This is a genomic window from Vibrio sp. ED004 (genome assembly GCF_023206395.1).
In the GTDB taxonomy this organism is placed as follows: domain Bacteria; phylum Pseudomonadota; class Gammaproteobacteria; order Enterobacterales; family Vibrionaceae; genus Vibrio.
The window spans coordinates 1,794,887-1,819,852 of sequence record NZ_CP066149.1 but is presented as its reverse complement, the minus strand read 5'-3'; the positions used below and the strand labels follow the sequence as shown (position 1 = coordinate 1,819,852).

At 42.6% G+C, this 24,966-nt stretch carries 15 protein-coding genes; 7 read left to right on the top strand and 8 right to left on the bottom strand.

Features of this window, described 5'->3' with window-relative positions; translation table 11 throughout:
* Positions 1–62 precede the first annotated feature (62 nt).
* Positions 63–842: a class I SAM-dependent methyltransferase gene (locus ITG10_RS08220; protein WP_017631985.1), complete on the bottom strand. Its 780-nt coding sequence runs from the start codon at positions 840–842 to the stop codon at positions 63–65.
* Between the two features lie 156 nt (positions 843–998).
* The gene (locus ITG10_RS08215) at positions 999–4,124 is read right to left on the bottom strand and encodes an EAL domain-containing protein (protein ID WP_248386823.1); all 3,126 of its coding nucleotides are present in this window, start codon (positions 4,122–4,124) and stop codon (positions 999–1,001) included.
* Between the two features lie 125 nt (positions 4,125–4,249).
* Between ITG10_RS08215 and asnC the strand changes: the two genes are divergently transcribed.
* A complete protein-coding gene (gene asnC, locus ITG10_RS08210; protein ID WP_008218581.1) occupies positions 4,250–4,714 on the top strand; it encodes a transcriptional regulator AsnC in 465 nt (154 codons plus the stop codon).
* Between the two features lie 68 nt (positions 4,715–4,782).
* Here asnC and prlC read toward each other — a convergent pair whose 3' ends face one another.
* Complete coding sequence (prlC, locus tag ITG10_RS08205; RefSeq protein WP_017631987.1) at positions 4,783–6,825, bottom strand: oligopeptidase A; 2,043 nt, start codon at positions 6,823–6,825, stop codon at positions 4,783–4,785.
* Positions 6,826–7,105: 280 nt separating this feature from the next.
* Here prlC and ITG10_RS08200 point away from each other — a divergent pair, with 280 nt between their 5' ends.
* The 6 genes from ITG10_RS08200 (at position 7,106) to ITG10_RS08175 (ending at position 15,158) form a co-directional block, all read left to right on the top strand.
* Positions 7,106–7,945 carry a 23S rRNA (adenine(2030)-N(6))-methyltransferase RlmJ gene (locus tag ITG10_RS08200; RefSeq protein WP_017631988.1) on the top strand — a complete coding sequence of 280 codons (840 nt, stop codon included), beginning with the start codon at positions 7,106–7,108 and terminating at the stop codon, positions 7,943–7,945.
* Between the two features lie 187 nt (positions 7,946–8,132).
* Positions 8,133–9,491: a glutathione-disulfide reductase gene (gene gorA / locus ITG10_RS08195; RefSeq protein ID WP_248386806.1), complete on the top strand. Its 1,359-nt coding sequence runs from the start codon at positions 8,133–8,135 to the stop codon at positions 9,489–9,491.
* Positions 9,492–9,588: 97 nt separating this feature from the next.
* Complete coding sequence (locus ITG10_RS08190; RefSeq protein ID WP_248386804.1) at positions 9,589–10,914, top strand: site-specific integrase; 1,326 nt, start codon at positions 9,589–9,591, stop codon at positions 10,912–10,914.
* Positions 10,907–12,652, top strand: a complete 1,746-nt coding sequence (locus ITG10_RS08185; protein WP_248386802.1) for a phage integrase N-terminal SAM-like domain-containing protein — start codon at positions 10,907–10,909, stop codon at positions 12,650–12,652. The genes ITG10_RS08190 and ITG10_RS08185 overlap by 8 nt, the downstream gene beginning before the upstream one ends.
* Positions 12,652–14,697, top strand: a complete 2,046-nt coding sequence (locus ITG10_RS08180; RefSeq protein WP_248386801.1) for a hypothetical protein — start codon at positions 12,652–12,654, stop codon at positions 14,695–14,697. The genes ITG10_RS08185 and ITG10_RS08180 overlap by 1 nt, the downstream gene beginning before the upstream one ends.
* Positions 14,698–14,699: 2 nt before the next feature.
* Entirely contained in the window at positions 14,700–15,158 is a 459-nt protein-coding gene (locus tag ITG10_RS08175; protein WP_248386800.1) for a hypothetical protein, read from the top strand.
* 189 nt (positions 15,159–15,347) lie between these two features.
* Here ITG10_RS08175 and ITG10_RS08170 read toward each other — a convergent pair whose 3' ends face one another.
* From ITG10_RS08170 to ITG10_RS08150, 5 genes are all read right to left on the bottom strand, one after another.
* Positions 15,348–16,739 (bottom strand): hypothetical protein, encoded by a 1,392-nt coding sequence (locus ITG10_RS08170; protein ID WP_248386799.1) that lies wholly within the window; start codon positions 16,737–16,739, stop codon positions 15,348–15,350.
* A 2-nt stretch (positions 16,740–16,741) separates the two neighbouring features.
* Positions 16,742–19,630, bottom strand: coding sequence for a type I restriction endonuclease subunit R (locus tag ITG10_RS08165; protein WP_248386798.1), 2,889 nt, complete (start codon positions 19,628–19,630; stop codon positions 16,742–16,744).
* Between the two features lie 67 nt (positions 19,631–19,697).
* A complete protein-coding gene (locus ITG10_RS08160; RefSeq protein ID WP_248386797.1) occupies positions 19,698–20,891 on the bottom strand; it encodes a restriction endonuclease subunit S in 1,194 nt (397 codons plus the stop codon).
* The gene (locus ITG10_RS08155) at positions 20,888–22,459 is read right to left on the bottom strand and encodes a type I restriction-modification system subunit M (protein ID WP_248386796.1); all 1,572 of its coding nucleotides are present in this window, start codon (positions 22,457–22,459) and stop codon (positions 20,888–20,890) included. Before ITG10_RS08155 ends, ITG10_RS08160 begins: the two co-directional genes overlap by 4 nt.
* Before the next feature lie 11 nt (positions 22,460–22,470).
* Positions 22,471–24,948, bottom strand: coding sequence for a type I restriction-modification system subunit M (locus ITG10_RS08150; RefSeq protein WP_248386795.1), 2,478 nt, complete (start codon positions 24,946–24,948; stop codon positions 22,471–22,473).
* Between the last annotated feature and the right edge of the window lie 18 nt (positions 24,949–24,966).

Here is a 24,966-nt window from a genome sequence, read left to right as displayed (position 1 = left end):
TGATTTATCGTATTTATGACGGGAAATTTTCTTAGCGTGTTGCTAAGTTATTGATGCTTTACTTAAGTCATTGATGCTTTCACATAGACGTCAAAACGGTTCTTTTTGGTTTCGATCGCCATACTCGGTTTTTGCTCGTCTAGCCAAGCTGCGTAATCGGGTCTTTTCACCACAACTCGCTTTGATGCCAGTTTCATTGCAGGCGCCAATAGAGCATCAGCATCTAAATCTGCACCGACCAAAGATTGGAATACGCGCATCTCTTTTTTGACCAGAGCTGATTTCTTTTTGTTCTCAGGGTGCGGATACATTGGATCGAGATACACCACATCTGGCTGCTCGAAGTTAGGGTCATTGCTAAGCTTATCTAACGCATCATGGCTTGAAGCGTGAATCAACTTCATACGTTCGCTTACCCAACCACCGATGTCTGGGTCTTGCTGGGCGCGTTGTAAGCCATCGTCCAACAAAGCTGCCACCACAGGGTGACGCTCTACCATTTGTACTTTACAACCGAGAGAGGCCAATACAAACGCATCGCGACCTAAGCCAGCGGTACCATCAAGAATGGTTGGCGTTGCACCTTTATTTAAACCTGCCGCCTTGGCGATCGCCTGACCTTTACCACCACCAAACTTACGTCTGTGACCAACCGCGCCGCCAACTAAATCAACAAAGATAGCGCCAAGTTTTGGTTCGTCCACTTTGCGTAACTCAAGTCGCTCGTCAGTCAGCACCAAAGCAAACTCGCTGTTTTCATCATGAGATAAATTCCAACGGGTCGCTAAGTCATTTAAATGATCGATTTGGGTAGCATCTTCGCAAATCAGTTGTAGTTGCAAGGTCGTCTCCAACAGACAGTAGTATTCAAAACAAAAGAGGCAACCAGTTTACCTGATTGCCTCAACAATACATATTAACGGAACAAACTATTCGTTCTGAAAGCCATTAGCGCTGCAAGTGGCTAGTGCTAAAGAATGTTCATCGTGTCGCTTGGTTTACTTAATTGGGAGCTCTAGCGCTCGCTCTTTTTGTAACTCTTCAACCAGTTCCGCAAGCGGCTTAGGTCGGCCAATAATGTAGCCTTGTGCGTAGTTCACACCGAGCTCAATCAGCTTGTCGATTATCTGGGTGTTTTCAACAAATTCAGCCACCGTGTATTTGCCCATTTGCTTGGCTAAGTCATTGATCGAACGAACCATCACATGATCCATCTCGTTAACATCAATATCACGCACAAACAGACCATCGATCTTCACGATATCAACCGGAAGCTTCTTCAAGTAACCAAACGACGATAGACCAGAGCCAAAATCATCCAGTGCAATCATACAGCCTAGCTCTTTAATACGAGTGAAGAACTTGATTGCCTGCTTCATGTTACTCATCGCAGCCGTTTCAGTGATCTCCAAACAAATCTTATCGCACGGTATCGACGAGTTGCTCAAGCTATCTATCAGGAACTCAACAAACTCTCGATTACCCATCGAGTGACCAGAAAGGTTGATTGAGCACATTCCTAGCTCACCAATCAGATGTGGGCGTTGCTCTAACCAGTTAAGCGTTTGACCCACCACTTGGCGGTCAATCAAATGCGCGATGTTGTAGCGCTCTGAAGCGGGCATGAAGATCCCCGGAGAGATGTATTCCCCTTTGATGTTCTTGATTCGCACCAAGATCTCAAAGTGCATTTTCTCGCTTTCTTCGTCTAAGCCAAGAATACGCTGTGCAAACAACTCTAAGCGATCATTGGCTAAGGCTTCATGCACTAGGTTCACGCACTCCATCTCTAGGTGACGACGTCGCAGGTCTTCATCATCTTGATGGTAAAGGTTATAGCGGTTACGGCCTTCTTCTTTGGCCGCATGACACGCCGCATCAGCTTGAGCATGCACCATCTGCGGTGAAGCTGCAGTATGGTCAATCAATCGGATGCCAATAGAACAAGTCAGATTGAGGCGAATGTCATCCCACAAGAATGGATTCTCACTCATCATCGAAATAATACTGCGACACACATTCACGGCGTCTCGCTCAGTACAGTCTTTGATAAGAACCGCAAACTCGTCTCCACCCATACGCGCCAATACCGCATTGTATGGCAGCACATCTTCTAATAATTGCGCACTAAATAAGATCGCGGCATCGCCCGCTTCATGTCCTGCGGTGTCGTTCAAAACTTTCAATTGGTCCAGATCTAAGAACAACATCGCATGGGTGCGCATATGGCTCTCAACCTCTTTAAGCGCCTTTTGCAGCTCTTGTTCAAAGTGGTTGCGGTTAAAGGTGTCAGTCAACAGATCGTACTGTGCTTGATACTCTAGCTTTTCAGACAACTCGTGCGTTTCGGTGATGTCTTCACCCACAATCAATAGCTGATCCGATTCCACCAGCGGACGGATATTTTCTCGAATCCAGATCGTGCTGCCGTCAGCATGACGATACTCAATATCACGACGCCACACACCACGAATCTTGTGTTGTGGTTGCAGCAGGATATGACGAGGAATCATCGCATTCTCGTCAACATAGAACTCTCTAGGGCGATGGCCTAATAGCTGATCCAGTGGGTAACCCAATAATTCTTCGGCAAACTGGTTCACTTGCTGAATGCGGTTATTACCATCGAGGGTAATCATCATCACGGGTTGTTTGTCGTAATAGAGTTTTAGGTTCGCTTCACGTTGGAACAGCTTATTTTCTGCAAGCTTACGTGAGGTGACATCGCGCGCTTCAAAGAGGAACTGAATGTCGTCTTCTTCCGTGCCCGGCATTGGCTTCAGTGAAATATCCAAAACCATCGCACCACGGTCACGACACCACACCTCAGCCTCAAACCTCAGAGCCGGATGCTCTCCTTTTTCAGCGAAGTACTCTCTCAACACCTCACCAGCGGAATCTTCCCAGTGTTGATGTTGTTGAAGCGGCGTTCCCAATTTATAGCCTTGATTGTAAAGCAGCTCATGCAGCTTGCTGTTACTCGACAGCAATACGCCGCCTTTATCAATGATGCCCATAAATTGCAGGCTCTGATCGAATATCGACTCAAGCAATCGTTGGCTTTGACGACTGGCACGTTCGCTCTTCTTCAGGCGGTTAAGGTAATACACCAACACCGCGATAACACACGACATGCTCAAGAACATTAAGCCGATGGTGCGAATTTCATCACGGTAGCGCATTAAGAATGACTTGGGCTTGTTGAGGAATGTCACCGAGGCTTCATTTTCAGCACCCAGATCCCAACGAGAGATCTGTTGATAATCGAGTTTGATTTCCGGAGCGCCAGCCACCACTAACGGTAATGGCTCATTAGGGTGATTCAACACATTCAATAGCACGCGACCTGTGTCTCGGCCTTGCGTTTCGCCACTTTGAATCACACCACCAATCGCACCAAAACCAAGCCCTAAATCGTGCACCATATACAGTGGCATTTGGGTTTTGATGTTCAGCTGTCGCCAATCTTCATCGCTGCTCACTCTGCCTTGAGCATCGCGGTAATAGGCCCAAAATAGCAAGCTCTTACCTAGATCTGCACGTTGAGAAAATTCCATTAGTTCTTGGTAAGAATCCGGCACATAGTGCTCAACGAGGTCAGAAAAATCCGGATGAGTTTTGATGAACAGATCGATTTGAGAACGAATCGCCTCACCCGTGACCGAGTGATCGGTAACGATGTAGATCTTCTTTACGGTCGATTGAAGACGCTTAACCAGCTCGATATTGCCCACTAAGTCGATATCTTCAGTGATGCCCGTCGCGTTCAAACCTTCAATCATTTCAGGGGAGAAATTGTTGATGCCACCAAAGATGACAGGTGTGCCCTTGAGATCAGGCGCAAGACGCTTCATTAGATTAAGCGCGTTGTTGTCACTAACAACAATCGCTGCAAACTCTTCATGCTGTAGCTTGGTATGATAAAGCTGATACACGCGCTCTAGGTATTCTGGGTTTTGAGTGCGTTTACTATCGAGATAAACAACACGGTAAGACAGCCCATCACGATCGAGCTCGTCTGATAATCCTTTATGAAAATCATCCGTCCAGAAAAAACCTTGATGGTAGGAGTGGATCACCAATACATCTTTTGTCTGCGCCGAAGCAAATACGCTCCAACACATCGCAATAAATAACACCCAAAATCGCACTGAATTCACCCTAACATCATCGTTGCTGCTAATATTATCACCCTTGGCTATGATATGTACTCTAGCCAATATAATTTCATTAAATCTAAGGGTTAAGCATGTCCACAACCACCGCTCGTCTCGATGACCTAGACCGTGCCATTCTGAAAACCTTAATGGAAGATGCTCGTACGCCTTACGCCGAGATGGCCAAGCAGTTTGACGTAAGCCCTGCGACCATTCACGTCCGTATCGAGAAAATGAGATCGGCCGACATTATTGAGCGTACCGAGGTTGTGGTAAACACCAAAAAGCTAGGTTACGACGTGTGTTGCTTTATTGGTATCAACCTCAATGCTGCCAAAGATTATCACTCGGCAATCGCCAAGCTGAACGCCTTAGATGAGGTGGTTGAGGCGTACTACACCACTGGTGCTTACAATATCTTTGTAAAGCTGATGTGTAAATCGATTGAAGAGCTGCAGTTTGTATTGATCGATAAGCTGCAAGCGATCGATGAGGTGCAATCAACCGAAACTCTGATTTCATTGCAGAACCCTATCAACCGCAATGTGAATCCATAATCGTTTGATAAATAGATACAAAAAGAGCCTCACAAGGAGGCTCTTTTTACATTCTGATCAGCTCAATATTAAGCGCTGATACCCGCATGACGCAGCATCGCATCGATTTGTGGCTCACGACCACGGAAGCGTTTGAACAGCTCCATCGGCTCTTCACTGCCACCCATCTCAAGGATGTTGTTCAGGAAGCGATTACCGGTTTCAGTGTTGAAGATACCCTCTTCTTCAAATGCTGAGAACGCATCGGCTGAAAGCACTTCTGCCCATAGGTAGCTGTAGTAACCCGCACTGTAGCCACCCGCAAAGATATGACCAAAACTGTGCGAGAAACGGTTCCAATCAAGGCTTGGCAGTACCGACACCTTAGATTTTACGTCGGCTAGCGTTTCTAGTACGCGAGCACCCACTTCTGGGTCATATTCTGTGTGAAGCGTAAAGTCGAACAAACCAAGCTCTAGCTGACGCAGGATAAACATCGCAGATTGGAAGTTCTTCGCTGCCAGCATCTTCTCTAGCATCTCTTTTGGTAATGCTTCACCCGTTTCGAAATGACCAGAGATAAACGACAGCGCTTCTTCTTCCCAACACCAGTTTTCTAGGAACTGACTTGGTAGCTCAACCGCATCCCAAGGTACACCATTGATACCCGCAACTGCACCCGCTTCTACTTGCGTTAGCATGTGGTGGATACCGTGGCCAAACTCGTGAAACAGAGTCACGACTTCATCATGAGTAAACAGTGCTGGCTTATCACCAACTGGCTTGTTGAAGTTACACGTTAGGTAAGCGACGGGTGTTTGTAGCTCGCCAGATTCAGTAATACGACGACCACGACAGTCATCCATCCAAGCGCCGCCACGTTTGTGCTCACGTGCGTATAAATCTAGGTAGAAGCTACCGCGCAGTGCACCTGTTGCATCAAAGATATCAAAGAAGCGAACTGACACATGCCATGTGTCGACGCCTTCACGCTCTGTTACCGACATACCAAACACACGGTTTAATACCTCAAACAGGCCTGAAACCACGTTTGATTCAGGGAAGTAAGGACGAAGCTCTTCATCAGAGATCTCGAATAGGTTCTGCTTTTGTTTTTCGCTGTAGTAAGCGATGTCCCACAGGTTTAGCTCAGAAACACCAAACTCTTTCTCTGCAAACTGACGCAACTCTTCAACCTCACGCTCACCTTGTGGTTTTGCTTTTACTGCTAGGTCGTTTAGGAAGCCAAGAACCTGATCTGGCGTTTCAGCCATTTTAGTCGACAGTGATTTTTCGCTGTAAGTGCTGAAACCTAGCATGCGAGCGATCTCATGACGCAGTTTAAGCTGCTCTGTGATGATCTCAGTGTTGTCCCACTTACCGGCATTTGGACCACGATCCGAAGCGCGCGTTACGTAAGCTTCGTACAACTCTTTACGTAGTTCTTGGTTATCACAGTAAGTCATCACAGGTAGGTATGATGGGATATCTAAAGTCAGTAGGTAACCTTCTTGCTCTTTAGACTCCGCTGCCGCTTGAGCAGCTGCCAGTGCTGATTCAGGCATGCCTGACAGTTCAGCAACATCAGTAATCTGCTTGCTCCAACCCATGGTTGCATCAAGTACGTTATTTGAGAATTGAGAACCTAGCTCAGACTGGCGCTTGCTGATCTCGCCGTAGCGGTGCTGCTCGTCTGCTGGCAAGCCAATGCCTGACAGTTCAAAGTCACGCAGTGCATCGGTAATGGTTTTCTGTTGAGCTCGGTTTAATGCCGAGAAGGCTTCGCTCGCCTTGATCGCTTTGTATGCCTCAAACAAGCCTTTGTGTTGGCCAACCCAAGTGCCGTACTCAGACAGTACTGGTAGGCAGCTCTCATACGCTTCACGCAGTTCGTCGCTATTCACAACAGAGTTCATGTGGCTTACTGGTGACCAAATACGTCCTAAACGATCATCCACTTCTTCAATCGGAGCAACTAGGTTGTCCCAGCTTGGTGAAATATTACCTTCAAGTACTTGTTCTATCTTGTTGCGACACGCTTCAATCACTTGCTCAACCGCTGGCTTAACGTGCTCAGGTTTGATTTGCGAAAACGGAGGTAAGTCCGTGAAGGTTAATAGCGGATTAGACATATAAACATTCCTTTGGCTTTAGAGACTTTCGTCTTTTTTGTAATGAGGTCGTCTTACAGTCATCAGGCTCAGGTTCGCCCTAAAAAAATCACCTGCGAATAGTTATTAAATAGTGCCCAATAAGGCAAATTTCAATAGTAGAACCAATAACTAACCACATATTGCGAACGACTGTTCCTGAATTGTTCGAGAATTTATGGTCCATTGAGGGTTATAATGGTCTGATTAACCCCACCTACACTAACCACACTCTAAATCGAGAGTGTTACGAGAGTTTAATTTGTTAAGTTATCGCCACAGCTTCCACGCAGGTAACCATGCCGACGTAGTAAAGCATATCGTACAGAGCCTTATTCTTAATTCTTTGAAACAGAAGGATAAGCCTTTTGTTTATCATGACACTCACTCTGGTGTAGGTCGTTACGACTTAACGCATGAATGGTCTGAAAAAACCGGTGAATACAAACAAGGTATCGCTCGCGTTTGGGATCAGCAAAATCTTCCTGAAGACATTCAAAGCTACCTTGAGTCTATCTCAACACTAAATAACGGCGACAAGCTACGCTATTACCCAGGTTCACCACGTGTTGCACGTGCCCACCTGCGCGACCAAGACCGCATGGTACTGACCGAGCTTCACCCAGCCGATCACCCGCTGCTTGAGCAAGAGTTCCACCGCGATCGTCAGGTATCTATCTACAAAGAAGATGGTTTCCAACGCTTAAAAGGCAGCCTGCCACCAAAAGAGCGTCGTGGTTTGGTACTTATCGACCCGCCTTATGAGCTAGCAAGAGAGTACCGCGATGTGGTGACTGCGATTGCTCAAAGCCATAAGCGCTGGGCAACCGGTATCTACGCAATTTGGTACCCGGTAGTAAACCGTTGTGACATCGAAGATATGATCGAAGGCCTTGAAGGCTTAGGCATCAACAAGATTTTACAAATCGAACTTGGCGTATCACCAGACACCAACGAGCGTGGCATGACAGCATCAGGCATGATTGTTATCAACCCACCTTGGAAGCTAGAAAGCCAAATGAACGAGATTCTTCCATTCTTGAAGGAAGCAATTGCACCGGCAACCGGTCACTTCACAGTAGAGTGGATCGTACCCGAGTAATCTCGAATTCACATCATAGACTGAAGAATCTTCAACAGACTGTGATGTGGACGAATAAATTTTAAACAGGGAGATTGAGTTCAACCGATCTGCCCTCAATATAATAATTAGACAATTTAAGAATCTATAGGACGTAGGTATCCAGTGCTCTCACTGTGACTACAACCTTCAATAAATGGAGAAAGTAATGGCGACTCATTTTGATTACATCTGTATCGGTGGCGGTTCAGGCGGCATCGCATCAGCAAACCGCGCTGCTATGCACGGTGCAAAAGTTGCACTTATCGAAGCTCAAGACCTTGGTGGTACTTGTGTAAACGTTGGTTGTGTTCCTAAAAAGGTAATGTGGCACGGCGCTCAAGTCGCTGAAGCAATCAACCTATACTCTGAAGACTACGGCTTCGACGTTGACGTAAAAGGCTTCAACTGGAGCAAACTGGTTGAAAACCGCCAAGCGTACATTGGTCGTATCCACCAATCTTACGATCGCGTACTAGGTAACAACAAAGTAAACGTAATCAAAGGCTTTGCTAAGTTCGTTGATGAGAAGACTGTTGAAGTTAACGGCGAACACTACACTGCAGATCACATCCTGATCGCGGTAGGTGGTCGTCCAACGATTCCAAACATCCCAGGTGCAGAATACGGCATCGACTCGAATGGCTTCTTCGATCTGATGGAGCAACCAAAACGCGTTGCGGTTATCGGTGCTGGCTACATCGCGGTTGAAATTGCTGGCGTTCTAAGCGCGCTTGGCACAGAAACACACCTGTTCTGCCGTAAAGAATCTCCACTACGTAGTTTCGATCCAATGATCATCGAAACGCTAGTAGAAGTAATGGAAACAGAAGGTCCAACACTTCACACGCACTCAGTGCCTAAAGAAGTGGTGAAAGAAGCAGACGGCACGCTGACTCTGCACCTAGAGAACGGCAACACTCAAAACGTTGACCACTTAATCTGGGCTATCGGTCGCCACCCAGCGACTGACGCGATCAACCTAGCATCAACTGGCGTTGAGACTAACGACCGTGGCTACATCAAGGTAGATGAATTCCAAGCGACTAACGTTCCTGGCATCTACTGTGTTGGTGACATCATGGAAGGCGGTATCGAACTAACTCCTGTAGCTGTTAAAGCAGGTCGTCAGCTTTCTGAGCGTCTATTCAACGGTCAAACCAACGCTAAGATGGACTACAAGCTTGTACCTACTGTTGTATTCAGCCACCCACCTATCGGCACGATCGGTCTAACGACTCAAGAAGCTGAAGAGCAGTATGGCAAAGACAACATCAAGGTTTACACATCAGGCTTCACTGCGATGTACACAGCTGTAACCAAGCACCGCCAACCTTGTAAGATGAAGCTAGTATGTGCTGGCGAAGAAGAAACAGTAGTCGGCCTACACGGCATCGGCTTCACTGTTGATGAAATGATTCAAGGCTTCGGCGTTGCAATGAAGATGGGCGCAACCAAAGCAGACTTCGACTCTGTTGTGGCAATTCACCCAACGGGCAGCGAAGAGTTCGTTACCATGACAGGTTAGTGTAGGAAAAGCATCCTACACACATAAGTAAATCTGGAAAATAACCGATCACTGACTATGCTCAATGCATTGCCAGTGATCTTTTCTAGGTATATTTATGTCATCACTCATACATTCAAGCGATATTTTCAAAGAAACAAAGTTACACACATCAAGCAATGGAGTTCTCCACTGCTCTCCCCTCAAAAACAATATTGGTTCCTTGCCGACTCTATTTACAAAAGAAGGCATCTTTAACCATGAAGCTAATAGCTACCTTTTCTATCTAAAAACGGTAAAAACCGCACGAGACCTATCACCTTGCGCTCAAGCTCTACACGCTTATTATCAATTTATTGAAGACAATGATTTGGCATGGGATAAGTTTCCGCCAGTCAAGAGGCTCAAACCCACTTACCTTTTTCGCTCTCACTTATTAAAAAAAATCAAGAATGGTGAATTGGCACACAGCACTGCCAGTGTTCGTATGAACCAAATCGTCAATTACTATAAGTGGCTAATGCATGATGGTTACTTACGCGTAAAGAATGAAAAGGAAGCACCGTTTAAGATGGAGTTTGTATCCGTCCAAAAGACTGGAATGCTGGCTCACATATCACCAACGTTCACCGTTGAAACAAGCGACTTGCGAATAAAAATACCGAAGGACACCAGCAGTAATAACATTCGACCTTTATCACCACTCACTCGTGAATCACTAAATATCCTGACACAGCACCTACCTAGCGCATCCGAAGAATTACGCTTTCAAGTGTTAATATCTATTGATACGGGAATGCGCATTCAAGAGGTCGCAACACTTTCCCTTGATGCTCTTGATACCGCAACCCTTCTTGCTGAAAGCGAGCATCGTTACGAAATAGTTTTATCCCCTCAATCAACAGGCGTGCAAACCAAATATTTAAAACAAAGACGTGTAGAAATCTCAGCAGAATTATTAGCATCGCTAAATGAATACCGCACCTCTGAGCGCAGAATAAAACGAGTGAATAAACTCAATATCAAACTAGACGAACTGCCAGAGAATACCGTTTCATTAAAAAAGAATGCAATTGAAAGGCTTGAGCTATGCGAACGCCATGAGCCACTTTTTGTTAGTGAACAAGGCAATCCTGTAACCGCTAAATCTATTGAAGCAAGGTGGACAGAGCTAAGAACATATATCAAAAAAACACACCCTGAGTTCACACATCGTTTTCACGACTTGCGCTCTACCTATGGCACATATCGATTAAATGACCTACTTGGAGCAGGTTTATCACCAATGGAGTGTATGGAACTTCTCATGGGGTGGATGGGACATAGAAATGAATCAACCACTTGGAAGTATCTGCGTTACTTGCAACGCAAAGAAGCGTTTAAAGTTAAATTTGGCATTTTAGATAGCATAATGCACGAAGCGCTTGGAGGTGAGGATGAGTAATGTTTCTTATCTACATGGTTGGAAGCCAGAGCTTTGCTTTCAACTAAATACAACAGATAACCATCTTGCTGACTTTAATCGTTTTCTGGTTAAGCACCTTCCTGCTACCAAACAATTACAGCAAGGTGGTCAGTTTGAGGATGCGAATCGTGAAGGTTTTATTCTTCAAATTAAAGAGCATTTTAGTGAAAAAATAGCGGAAGGTGAAAGTCATAATACTCTATATCATTATTTCTCTCGAATTTCTCAATACCTTCGTTGGTGTGATTCAAACCATACAACTTCCTTTACACAACGTTCGCTAGAAGCCTATATGAAGCATCAACACGCTAGAGTAATGTTAGGGGAAATAAAAAGCTCTACCTATGTTACAACCCACTCGAACTTATTAGTCTCATTTCGTGATTTTTTAGATTTACCATCAAGTTATTTCAATAACATAGCGATAACAGATAGAAGCGATCAAGAATCTTTCGAGGCTTATACTCGTAGTGATTTAAATCAACTGCTTCCTTTCTTGCGTAGTCTATTCAAACAAACCTATAGTCAATTTATTGAATCACCAGAGATACATATCAAAGCTTATAAAAATCGCCCTTCCATGACATTTGAGTGGCAAGGTCAGGTCTATAAGTTATGTGGTGGTATAACAAAAATGATGTGCGCAGGGACATACCTCTTATCTTATTACACCTATGCCAATACCAGTGACTTATTTCAACTACCACAGCCTGTTAGTGCTTCAACATCCATTGAGGAAACGTGGTACACCATGCCTGCTTTTAAACGCAGAGCATTCAAAACAATTCAAGTTGAAGTGGGTGAGCATGGTCTTGATATCCCTAAATATGCTATGAGTTTTTTCGAAAAACTGCTTAATGCTTCACGCCTAATATCAACGAAAAAAAAGGCAACATTGCTTCAGACAGTAGCAGTTCAAGAAGCAGTACCGATGAAAAAAGGAATACTCCAAGCTTTCTTAAAACGTTGGGTTGAAAAGCACTTTACCTTCACCGACCAAACAGGAAGAAAATTACGCCCAACCATCAGTCGATTTCGTGAAACAGGCGCTCAAATTACTGCTTTTCATCAAGGTGAAATGATGAATGACATCATGCTAAGTAATACTCCTAATTCAAGAAGGAGAAACTATAGCGAAGGAAATAAATTAACCAATAACGGCATGATGCAAGATGCTATGGCTATTCGTGAAGAAGAGGTTAAAAAAGGAATTAACACCAAGCAAGCACAGGCTAGCTTAGGCATAGATGTTTTGGTCATTGAAGAAGAAAACAAAATCAATTTACCCGATTTAAGTCGCACTCCCAGCGGAGGAAGCTGTGCCACTCCTTTTGGCGATAAGTCCCAGAAATACACCAAGAAAGCCATGAAACAAGGGCTATTGAGTGAAGATGAAAAGTTAGCTTGTGCTGATTTACTCGGTTGCTTCGGTTGTCCAAGCCAAGTCATTGTTCAATCACTTTCAGATATTTGGTGTCTACTTAGTTTTAAAGCCTGTATTGAAGAGTCTCTTTACCTACACCTTGATGCCAACCACTACCGCCAAAACTTTGAAAACATCGTGACGTTCATAGAAGAAAAAATCTTACCTAACATCAACAAAAAAATACTTAAGCAAGCGGAAGCCAAGCTTCATGATGAGGGTTATCACCCTATTTGGGATGATGCAGATTCAGTTGTTGGCTTAATTCCACCGCATTCTCAGGAGTTATCATAATGAATACTGAACACTTATATACTGCGGATTTCCCTGAAGAACATAAAGTGCAAGTTGTAGATATCGTTACTCTATATCACGAAAAACGATTTGAAGAACTCGATGCCGTTGTCATTTGCAAAGATAAGGAAGGTAACGTAACAGCCACTTTTGGTCAGAGTGACTGGGACTGCTTTCCTTTCTCCCGTAAAAAAGTGAAGAATAATCTTAATTTCTCATACCTTGATTCATCGCCTGAACTGCAACGTGAACTCAAGGTATTCACCTTTGGTTGGCTTTTTAATATCAGTCCGAAAAAAAGAAAAGCTCTGAAGTTCTCAGGCGCACATGCTCGACTATCACAAATGAAAAATGTTTATCTGTTCTTGATGCATCAAAGACAAACATCGCTAGCAAGCTTATCCTCCGCATCACTCAAGCTAAAACTCGATAATAAACTTCAAAAACTAGGCTTCGCTCAAAACACTCTTGAAAAAATATTTGTTGCTATTAATGGAGTAATAAATAATTCAGGTTGGCATAAAGTAGCGCTAGGTATCGAACCATTAAAGTCAAATAAAGAAGCTAAAAGACTAAGTGATAAGGATGAACAACAAACCTTAGTTATTCCTGATCGTTTATGCAATGCCATCTACGGCAAAGCGATAGCACTAATTGAAAGAGCTTTGCCTCATGCTCAATTAATAGCAGATACTGAGAATGCGCTACAAGATAACTATATGGAGGCTAAGAAGATTTTAGACGAAAAAATCAAGCAAGGTCATTCTTTTACCTTTATGAATAACGATGGAAGTATTAATAACCGAAAATACACTACAGCCATTCAAGATAGTCGATTTTACAAATCTAGCTCTCTTATTGTTCCGCTAGCAGAGATGCTTCCTGATATTTCACTTAGCAATGCTACAGAATTTAAGCGCTACCTTGGACTACTAATTACTGCCAGTTATATTGTGTGCGGTGGCTTCAGTGGGATGCGAGATTCAGAGCTTGATAAACTCACAACAAACAGCTATTACAAAGATACTCTGAGTGGTCGTGTTCACCATATGCTTCAATCTCATACCTTTAAGCTAGGAGAAAAACGTGAAACATGGGTGACAGCACCTTCTTCCAAAACAGCAATTGACTTAATGGCTACTCTAACAAAACGATGGAGAAATAAAGTTGCATATCCCGATAAAAAATACACAGATTCATTATGGGTAAATCAAGGTGCTCGTTCAGTACCACCAAGACTAATAACTGACTGGAATGAACGATTAAAGCGCTTTTGTCAGCACTTTAATTTCGTAGTCACAGAAAAAGACTATCAAGAATGCTTAGAATCTAACCCTCGCTCATTAGATAAAATTAAGAAGTTCGTTATTGTCGATAAACGTTGGCCTTTGAGTTCTCACCAGTTTAGACGTAGCCTCGCATTTTATTGCATCAAAAATCGCTTAGGGACATTGGTTGCACTCAAGCAACAATTTAAACACCTGTATCTTTCAATGACAGAGTGGTACACCAACGGTGGTAGGCTAGCAAGCTTGCATGATTTAAAAGTGGATACCAAAATACAACAAGCACTCGAAGAGATTAATGCTGAAACTACTGCCAACAAAATATTCAAACAGTGGCACTCTGACGAAACGCTATCAGGCACTCATGGCAAAGCGATAATGAAAATGCGAGGGGATGTGCCGAGCATTTATAGCTCATGGGATGTTATCTATAAAGCCGTACAAGAGGGCAAATTAACACTTCATGGCTCAATGCATAGCTACTGCAAAAGCGGGTATGACTGCGATATGGATGGTGTAATTGCCCCTCAATTTTGCGTAGATTGCGACTCTGGCAGCAGCATTATTGATGAACAACAGGCGAAATGGTGGCAGAAAAAACATCGCAGATTATCGGCTTACATGGCGTTGGGTGAAGATATCTCGGTAACAGACAGAAGCCACTATATTACGCAAATTAGGGCGGCAGAAAACGTGATGCGAGACTTTGGGATGGCATTTACGGCCTTTGAAGCAGAACTAACCGTGAGGGTGATTTAAGGATGGGGAAAGGTGAAAATACACTCCTTGCGCTAGAGGCCGCTTTAGACCGAATAGCTCAAGGAAAGCCCAAGCGTATACCGGCTCACCGTAAGCTCAGTGTGAGAGCTGTTGAGGAAGAAGCTAACCTAGGTAATGGCAGCGGCTATTACTACCCAGAATTTGTAGAAAAGGTTAAACAAAGTAAAGCTAAAGTTGCGGCAGGCAAAGGTGAAATCATCCAGCCAGAGATCCAGACGGTACGAGTAAAACTAAGCGAACAGAAACGTATCAAGGAAAACTTTAAGGCCAAGTATAAGGCTGAGAGAGATAAATTAGCACTGTTTGCAGCTTCACAGCACCACCTTAACGACAAGTTGGTTCAAGCATTGGCTCATATAGAAGATTTGGAGTTTGAAAATTCCCAATTACGTGAAGAGTTAGCTCAACTAAAGCGAAGTAAGGTTGTTTCGATTAAGTAATCGTTGAGTTGAGGGATATTTAAAGCTTTCTCTTAATGTGGTCGATAAGGTTTTTCTTGTCGACCTCACTCAAATGTTCTATCAAACAAGTAAGCTCTGCGGAGTCAGCATCCTCACAAAAAGTAACTCAATGGCATTCTGAATCCAACCCGAACACTAATAAACAGCACTTACACCTTTAATTACTCGCTAAAACTCTGCACTGGCTTCAGCAGGTTTATTGTCTAACTTAAGATGCTCCCAATCACTTTCATCGGAATAATCTTTCCCCCGAGCTTTAACATCATACATTTCATACCCTCCAAGTCCCGACTCACCAATCACAAGCGGGTGCTTAACTTCAAAATCCACGTAGATTGTATCCCCATAAAACATTTTATCTGGGTCATTTGAGCCTGAAAGAGTACAAGAGTACTTAATGTAGAGTCCATCTCCGGATACCCACCGGTGCGAGACTTTATGTAGATCATCAACGTCGTCAAAATGAGCATTGGTTATCGCCATCTCTGAGTTAACGGCATCAGCCTCTATCATTTCTGAATATACAGTATCCCAAAGCTCCTCAATTGCTTCTTCAGCCACACTGTCTAAATCTTGGAGCTGTAATGAATACTGATCCAAAGTCATTTGGATATGCTCGAACAACCAACTTGAGTCATAGTGATCTTCATTTTCAGATTCAATCACATCGTTCAAGCAATCAAATAAAGTTTCCGAATCGTAAGAGAGGTACTTTATCTTTTTTATATTCTTGGCTGTGAATGATTCATCTTTGATCAATTGTTCAAAACTTTGGTAGCCGAAGGTTGCAGCTATGATTTCTGACAAATGGAATAACGAGTACCGCTTTTCATCATCATTCAAGCTATCCGAAAGAGTATTCATATATTGGTAAGCTAGAGGGAGTTGCAGAGTAAGAAGTTCATTTTCATGCTCAGCTTTCGATTTATCGAAAGCGAATGTCGCCTTCTCTGCATCTTGAAGCTTTTTAGCTTCTTTTCGAGCCAACACCTCATTGGCTAACTTCAGTTCCTTAACTTTTTCTTGTGCCTCAAGGTACTTCTCTTGAATGAGGTTCTTTCTAGCTTCTGTGGCGGCTGCACCTTCTTGCAATTTTTTGGTCTCCGCAACTGAGTTTTCTATCTCAGCACGAACTTCATCTTCCGCAACTTTGTTCTGTAAATTGGCTTTTGCTTTGGCCTTAACTAAACGCCCCCTAGCATCTTCTTTATCGACATCCTGATCAACAGTCAGAGAATACCTCAAACCTGCACTGTGCTTTTGAACCTGTTGGATAGCTATATGTAAATAAGGACTTAAAAACATATAGATACTTGAGATAGCTAACGGCCACCATATTGTGCTGACGGAATTTTCATGCCCGATAGAAATCCATGCAATTGAATCTTGAAACACTGATATACGAGAGTCTACACTTTGCATTCCAAAGAAAAGCAAAGCTAATTTATCCCAATTACATAGTACCCAAGACACCAAAAAGGCACCGAAAAATGGACTAGCTAAGCGACTATTGATGTTATTGGTAATCGATCCCAAAATATCTTTTATTGTTTCCGTCATATCTAAAACCCACCAATAAACGTATCGACAAACCCTTTAAACTTCTCAGTCAACCGACCAACAATCTTTTTACGTTGCAGTATCGTAGGCTTGGTTTGCAGTGTTCCTGCAAAGTCATCACGTAGTGGCATCTCTTCGCTAAGCTCATAACGGTTAACCAAGATTTCTAACTTATCTGTATCTAGGTTTTCTTCAGTTGCCATGCTTTCTAGAGCTTCTCGCTTCTCTTTTTCCCAGAAGAATTCAAACTCTTCTTCAACATCAGCGTGAGCAGGAATTCCGTCAAGATGATCATTCATGAACTTCTCGATCAGAGCTTTCTTGCTGAGTAACGTAGGGTCAGAGGCAATCAAGTTCGCGATAACCTGACGCTTACGTTCTTTCTCGTCAGTACTCTCTTCTTCATGTAGTTCACGCAGTAAGTGAAGAATGTAACCAACATTGACTTCATCACGGTGCATCAACTCAAGTTCAAAGTCGACGTCATCAAGTATTGATACTTTCTCTTTGGTTGAATTCTCACGTAACTGCCGGCTCAAGTCGGCATATTTACTGGTGAAGTCCTGAAACTCTTGATCGCTCATTGCGGTCGAGTCCATATCGAAATCAGCGAAATTACCCAGCATATTTTTAAGACGCATCAACTCGCGGAACTGCCTAACAAACAGAGCCTGAGCCTCTTCATCAGGAAGATCATCAACTGAATCAACTGTTGGCGTAATTGCCATTAACGCTTCATAAGCTTTATCAAAATCTGCTAACAGATCTTCAAATGGCGGTATAACAATAGATTCATTCGGCTGTTTGTTAGAGAACAACGTAAAGGCATCATCTGCTGCTTTCTTCAAGTTGCGGAAACAGACCACATTACCGTGAGATTTGGTTTCATCTAACAGGCGGTTAGTTCGAGAGAATGCTTGAATGAGTCCGTGATTCTTTAAGTTCTTATCTACATATAGCGTATTAAGTTTTGGAGCGTCAAAACCCGTTAAGAACATGTTTACGACAAGAAGAATATCGATCTCTTTGGCTTTCACTCGTTTAGAGATGTTCTTGTAGTAGTTATAGAAAGACTCACTATCTTTGGTTGTGTAGCTTGTGCCGAACATCTTGTTGTAGTCGCCGATGAAAGACTCAAGCTTATCTCGGCTGTGCAGTTTTACTGCGTCACCATCATTAAGATACTTCGCTGCGGCTTCTTGAACCTCTACTGCATCACCATTACCTAGCTCGTACTCTTCCTCTTCATTGGCTTCATAGCTAAAGATGGTCGCTACTTTAAGGTTGTGCTTACCTTCCGCTTTCTTCTTAGCAAGCAGTTCATAGTACTGAACCAACTCAGGCACACCAGATACACAGAACATCGCGTTGTAATCGCGACTGTGCGTCTTTCTTCGGTGATGAGCAATAATGTAGTCGGTAATCTTATCAAGACGCGCAGGAGAGCTTAGAAGCTCTTTGGTGTCGATATCTTCTACTTCAATATCAAGGTTGTTGTTCGAGCCATCTTTGTACTGATAGCGCCCCACATACTCAATGGCAAACTTCAGAACGTTATTGTCACGAATAGCATCAACGATCACATAAGGGTGTAAACATTCGTCAAAAAGGTCTTTTGTGGTTTTCTTAATGGACTTTTTAGCCACTGCGTTTTTGGCAAAGATTGGCGTCCCCGTAAAACCAAACAACTGAGCGCCTTGGAAGAACTCGGTGATGTTCTGGTGCGTATCACCAAACTGGCTGCGGTGACACTCATCGAAGATAAAAACAATACGTTTATCTTGTAGCGCCTCCATCTCATTTAAGTAGCGCTTTTTAGTCACCACGTTATTGAGTTTTTGCAGTGTCGTAACGACAAGTTTGCTGTTGCGGTTTTCGTTAATCTTTTTACCTTTAATTGGCTTATCTATTAACTGATGAAACAGCATATTGGTATTGTCTGTACTATCGACACAACCTTTGGCAAAGGCATTAAATTCTAACGCTGTTTGGTAATCGAGATCTTTACGGTCAACAACAAAAACGACTTTATCGACTTCACTTAATGAAGTCATAATCTGCGCAGCTTTAAAAGACGTCAACGTTTTACCTGAACCGGTGGTGTGCCATATGTAACCGTTCAAGTCTGTAGTTTTGACTTGCTTAATGATCTCTTCCACTGCATAAAACTGATACGGGCGTAGCACCATTAAGAACTTACCTGTCTCGTTCAAAACGATGTATTTCGTCAACATGGCCGTTAGGTGCGACGTTGTGAGGAAAGCACTAGCAAAGCTCGGGAGCGGGCTGATTCTCTTATTATCAAAATCCGTCCAATCAAAAGTTTGCTTAGCGGACATCTCGCTATTATTAGAGAAGTATTGAGTGTTAACCCCATTAGAAATCACGAACAGTTGAATATAGTTGAACAGACCGTGGTTGGCATGATACGAGTGCTTTTGATAGCGTTTAACTTGATTAAACGCTTCTTTTAACTCTGTGCCTCGTCGTTTGAGTTCGATCTGTAATAAAGGAAGACCATTTACCAATATGGTCACGTCATAACGATTGGTGTAGATACCCTTCACCGTAATTTGCTGGGCAACCTGAAAGGTGTTTTTACTGGCATCATCAAACAACAACGTAAGGTGTCGGCTATCTCCATCATCCAAGGTAACATCGAGCTGGTCGCGTAATGTTTTTGCTTTGGTGAAGATATTTCCCTTCTCTAGCTTACCCAATACCTGACGAAACTCAGTGTCTGAAAGCGTACATTCATTCACTTTCTCAAGTTGCGCCTTTAGGTTCGCTTCAAGCGCTGTATTATCTTTTAACGTAACGGCCTCAAAGCCTTGAGTGCCAAGCTGAGCAATTAAGTTATCTTCTAGTTGTTGTTCTGATTGATAAGCCATGTGACGATTTAATTTCCTTGGATACCTTTATGCATAGCCCTAACTGATAGGGCTATGCATAAAGGAGTTACACAAACATCTGCTGAAGTAGGCCTGTTTTGAACCGCTCTGTTTGTTCTATTTGTTTCGCAACACCTTCTATTTTGCGATCGATAGATTGGAGGAACTGAGTAATTTTCTTCTGTTCATCAGCACTTGGCATTGGAAGCTTAATCTCTCCTAACGCCTTGAATGACAGAACTACCTGAGAAGTGCCAACTGCATATTTACCAAACACATTCGAATAATACCTTGCTAAATATACAAAAAACTTGTTCTGACCATTTTTCATAGAGAAGACTGGATAGTAATGACTAATTATTCCTGTAACCCCAAGAGCATTCTCGTTAAAGAAAAACAGGCGGTCATCGCTACGAGAACGATAAGTGAGGAAGCCTTCAGGGAGAACATGATATCCAATGTTAGAACGTTCAGTGATTCTTCCCGTAACATAATATTCCGATTGCTTCATAAGGCCACCTCGAGATGAAGTTAGTACCTCATATTCATTTTCTGTAGTCGTCTTTTCTTTTCGCTCTTCGAGAGCATTAGATAGACGAACTTCAGTCCATTCCGGAAACTCATTCCCATCTCGGTCTGTAAAGCGTACTTTCTGAGTAAAAACCTGTTGCATCATACCTTTCTGATATTCTTTAAGTAGGCGATGCTTTTCTTTTAGTTGGTCAATTTTACGGTCTATAGTTACAATAAAAGCAGCAATTTTTTGTTGCTCTTTAACTGAAGGTAAGACTACCTTCAAGTTCTCAAACTCTTTTTGCCCTAAAGTTTTGTTTCGCCCAGCTCCTCCAGGAGAGGCTAACTCAAGCAACTGCTTCCCTCTACCAGTCATAAACTTATAAAGCAGGTATTTAGCATTTGCTTTATCAGCGTCAACTCTGAACATGGGAAAACGATGAGAGGCAATTTTGCCAACTTCCGACACCGTTGTAATAGCAACAGCCTGCTCCCAAGCAAAAACTATATTTACAATGAACAAATCAGAATCTAACCAAAACACCCTTTTATTTCCGATAGTAGCTTTGGTGGATGGCTCTTTGTAGAAAATTCCTTTGCCCCATGAACGAATACCAATTTCGGTATATTCGCACTCATCCTCAAGTAATACAGGTTTTACATATCGCTCTAAAAAATCTGAAACTTTATAAGCTTGGTAGTCACTCGAATCAAATTCAGGGAATCTTAGTGCTTGAGATAGGCTCATTTCTCACTCTCAAAGGGAGTAACAAGTCCCAGTTCATTACAAAACATCTCAATCTTTGCATCAGTCGCACTCATGGCTTTATCATTCTCAATTAGCAACCTAGAAATGCAATCAAGATCAACAGGATCGCTTTCTTCAAATGTGTCGACGTAGCGTGGGATATTGAGGTTGTAATCATTTTCCTTTAAAAAAGACTCTGTTGCTACAAAAGCATATTTATCTATGGCTTTTCTTTGCACAACCGCCTTAAGAATTTTATTTACATCAACGTCACGCATAGCGTTACCATTAACACTCTTTTGGTAATGTTGACTGGCATCAATAAACAAAATATTGTCTTTATTTTTTCTATTTTTCTTCAGTAAAAGAATACATGTTGGTATCTCAGTCCCGAAGAATATTTTCGAGGGCAAACCAATTACTGCATCTAAATAATTTTTCTCTTTGATTAGATGCTTCCGAATATGCCCTTCTGTCGCGCCACGGAACAACACACCGTGAGGCAATACCACAGCCATCGTGCCATCGTCGTCAAGTTGATGAACCATGTGCTGAACAAAGGCAAAATCAGCCTTACCTTTCGGAGCTAACTTACCGTAGTCAGAAAAACGTTCATTGTTCAGATGTAGAGGGTTCGCCGACCAACCAGCAGAGAATGGAGGGTTAGCCACTACTGCGCTGAAGCGTTGCTCAATATGCGCTGGAGCTTCTAACGTATCGTCATTCTGAATGTCGAAGCGATTGTAATGAACATCGTGCATGATCATGTTCATACGAGCTAAGTTATAAGTACTTGGGTTTTGCTCTTGCCCGTAGAACTTTAAGTCTGGGTTGTTGGCTTCTTTAGCAACACGCAATAGTAATGAGCCAGAACCACACGTTGGGTCATAAACAGATTTTAAATTCGGGTTATCAAGTGTTACAAGCTTAGCGAGCAGCTTAGAAACCATTTGTGGCGTATAAAACTCGCCAGCTTTTTTACCCGCTCCACTGGCAAACATACCAATTAGATACTCGTAAGCATCACCAAGAATATCAATCTCACTATTTTCTAAGTGGAAGTCGATGTTATCTAGGTGCTCAAGCACTTTAGCAATTAGTTTATTACGGGCATCTGGCGTTTTGCCTAACTTATTTGATGTTAGGTCGAGCTCATCAAACAGGCCGTTAAAGTCATCCGCGCTGTCTGCGCCCATCGTGCTTTGCTCGATGTCATTCAAAACATCGCGTACATCGTCAAGAATGAACTCACCATTAGCACCAGCTTCAGCAACCACATGAAACAGCTCTGATGGCTTGAAGAAATACCCTAGTTTATCTAGCGCTTCTTCTTGAACCGCTTCTAAGTATTCTTGACCTTCTTCGCTCTTTTCATCGATTTGAGCGAACTGAATACCATCTTCTGACAGCAATTCATCTGCATAGCGGTTCAGCTTATCTGAAAGATATTTGTAGAAGATTAGACCAAGGATGTAATCACGGAAATCATCGGCAGACATGTTGCCACGAAGAGTGTTCGCGATGTTCCAAAGCTGTTTCTTTAGTTCTTGTTGATGCTGTTCGACCATTTAGGGAAACTCTAATTTGATTGTTGAAATTGAACTCTAAGGTGATCCCACATCTCTCGACCACTAAGCTGGTCGGTGGATCCTGTCGGAGATCTTACATAAAACGTATTTTCTTTACCTAAAAAACAAGGTTGATTTGCTCGACTGCATTTTACCACCAAGACGGGTGATTCTTTGATTATTTCAAGGTCAATTTGAATAAATGTATAGAAGCTCTCCCCTATCAGAGACTTCACCTTATTCTTGAAATGAAGTAAAAACTTATCCGCAGAGCCACTGTGGAACCTTGAAAACTCTTCCTCTAGCCCAGTAATTTTCTGATCATCATCGACTCCAACGAAAAGTACCCCTCCACTAGAATTCAAAAAACCTGCTATCGTTTTCAAAGAAGATATTTCTAACTTTAACTCTTTGATTGGCTTATATGCCTTATTGTTTTTACATTGCCTAACATCCAATGAAAAAGTTTCTTTGAACTCTGTTGTTGAGTTTTCACCCACCCGAATTAGCTGTAACAATTGCTCTTGATAGTTTGCCTCTTCAACATACTGAGCGGTGGTATCTAACCGAATTAGTAATTCTTTAGAGAACGTAGGTTTAAAGATGATATCTTCTTTATATTCAGCAAGCTTTTCCAAAATGGCACTCAAAGCTTGATTGGACTCAACACATGTATTCTGAACCTCTAAAGGAGGAACAGAGGCTATCAAATTGCTCTTTAAAGACTCTAAGTTGAAAGTTTTCATTGCGCCTCCCACCTTAGCAGCGCAATCTATTAGAATCATTTGACCGACTTCAGAACGAAAAAACAGTTCTAGATACAATGAGTCAACTCTATTTCTGTTAAAGACGAAAACACAGTCACCATCTCTTGCCTCTTCCATAGAGTTAGCATGTACCTTAACTGTCTTCCCAACCGTTTTAGAGATTACAAGCGTGTTATCTAAATCTTGGTTATCCGAATCTTTTCTATAACGAAAAGAATGAAGAGTATATGGAAGCAATAAACAAGCTTCATACTCCTGTAACTGCTCCTTGAGCCCTCGCAAGTAAACAGATTGAGGTGAAGCATCAACATATCTAGATATATTGAGGTTGTAATTTTGGTCTGCAATCTCTGATATAGAAGCCAAATGGGAAAATTGGTCTATATTCTCCCGCTTTGAAACTGCGTTAAGGATTCTCTGTAAGTCTTCTTCACGAAGATAATTGGCATGTTTTCCCTTCTCAAAATGCTGACTCGCATCAACAAAAAGTACGTTATCATCGACTTTTCTACTTTTATTGAAAACCAGAATACACACGGAAATCCCCGTCCCAAGAACGATGTTGGAAGGCAAACCAATCACCATATCCAGATAGTTCTTATCCTTTATTAAGAACTTACGAATATCGCCTTCAGCCGCACCCCTAAACAATACGCCATGAGGTACAACTACGGCCATTGTGCCGGTATCGTTCAGCTGGTAGAGCATATGCTGGATAAATGCGTAGTCTGCTTTAGTTTTTGGTGCTAGTTTTCCAGGCTCAGAAAAGCGAGGGTCCGGCATATGGAGGGAAGTAGGCGACCAGTTCATCGAAAATGGAGGATTAGCAACAATAACATCAAAACGGAGATCTAAATGCTGTGGAGCATGTAAAGTATCCTCATTTTTAATATCAAAGTGATTATAATCAACCCCATGCATAATCATATTCATACGCGCTAAATTATATGTTTTAGGGTTTTGCTCTTGCCCGTAGCATCTTACATCGACGTTTTTTGACTCTTTAGCTGCTTTAAGAAGTAACGAACCGGAGCCACAAGTCGGGTCATAGACAGTATCTATATCGTTATTCCCAATAGTCGCTACCTTAGCAACTAATTTTGATAACATCTGTGGCGTATAAAACTCGCCAGCTTTTTTTCCTGAACCAGCGGCAAGCATCCCTATCAAATATTCGTAAGAATCTCCTAAAACATCATAATCACTACTTTCGAAATTAATATTACCTATATGCTCAAGAGTTAAAGAAATCAGTTCATTACGATCCTGTTCTGTCCGCCCCAAACGGGTCGATGTAAGATCTAAACCATCAAACAAACCATAAAAGTCTTCTTCACTAATAGTCCCAACAGTGCTCTTTTCAATGTCCTGAAGGGCTTTATTAACATTCGCAAGAATAAAGTCACCTTTCGTGCCTGCTTCTGCTAGTACATGAAACAGTTGAGAAGGCTTACAGAAATAACCCAACTCATGAAGTGCTGTTTCACGAAGCGCCTCTAGCTCTTCTTTTCCCTCTTCACTTTGTTCATCAATTTGAGTGAAACGGAGCCCATCTTCTGAGAGCAATTCATTAGCGTAACAATTTATTTTATCTGACAGGTGCTTATAAAAAATCAACCCTAAAATGTAGTCACGAAATTTATCTTCAGGCACGTAACCACGTAGATGATTTGCTATCTGCCATACTTGTCGATTTAGTTCTTGTAAGTGCTGGTCAACCATGAGAGCTCAATTACATAT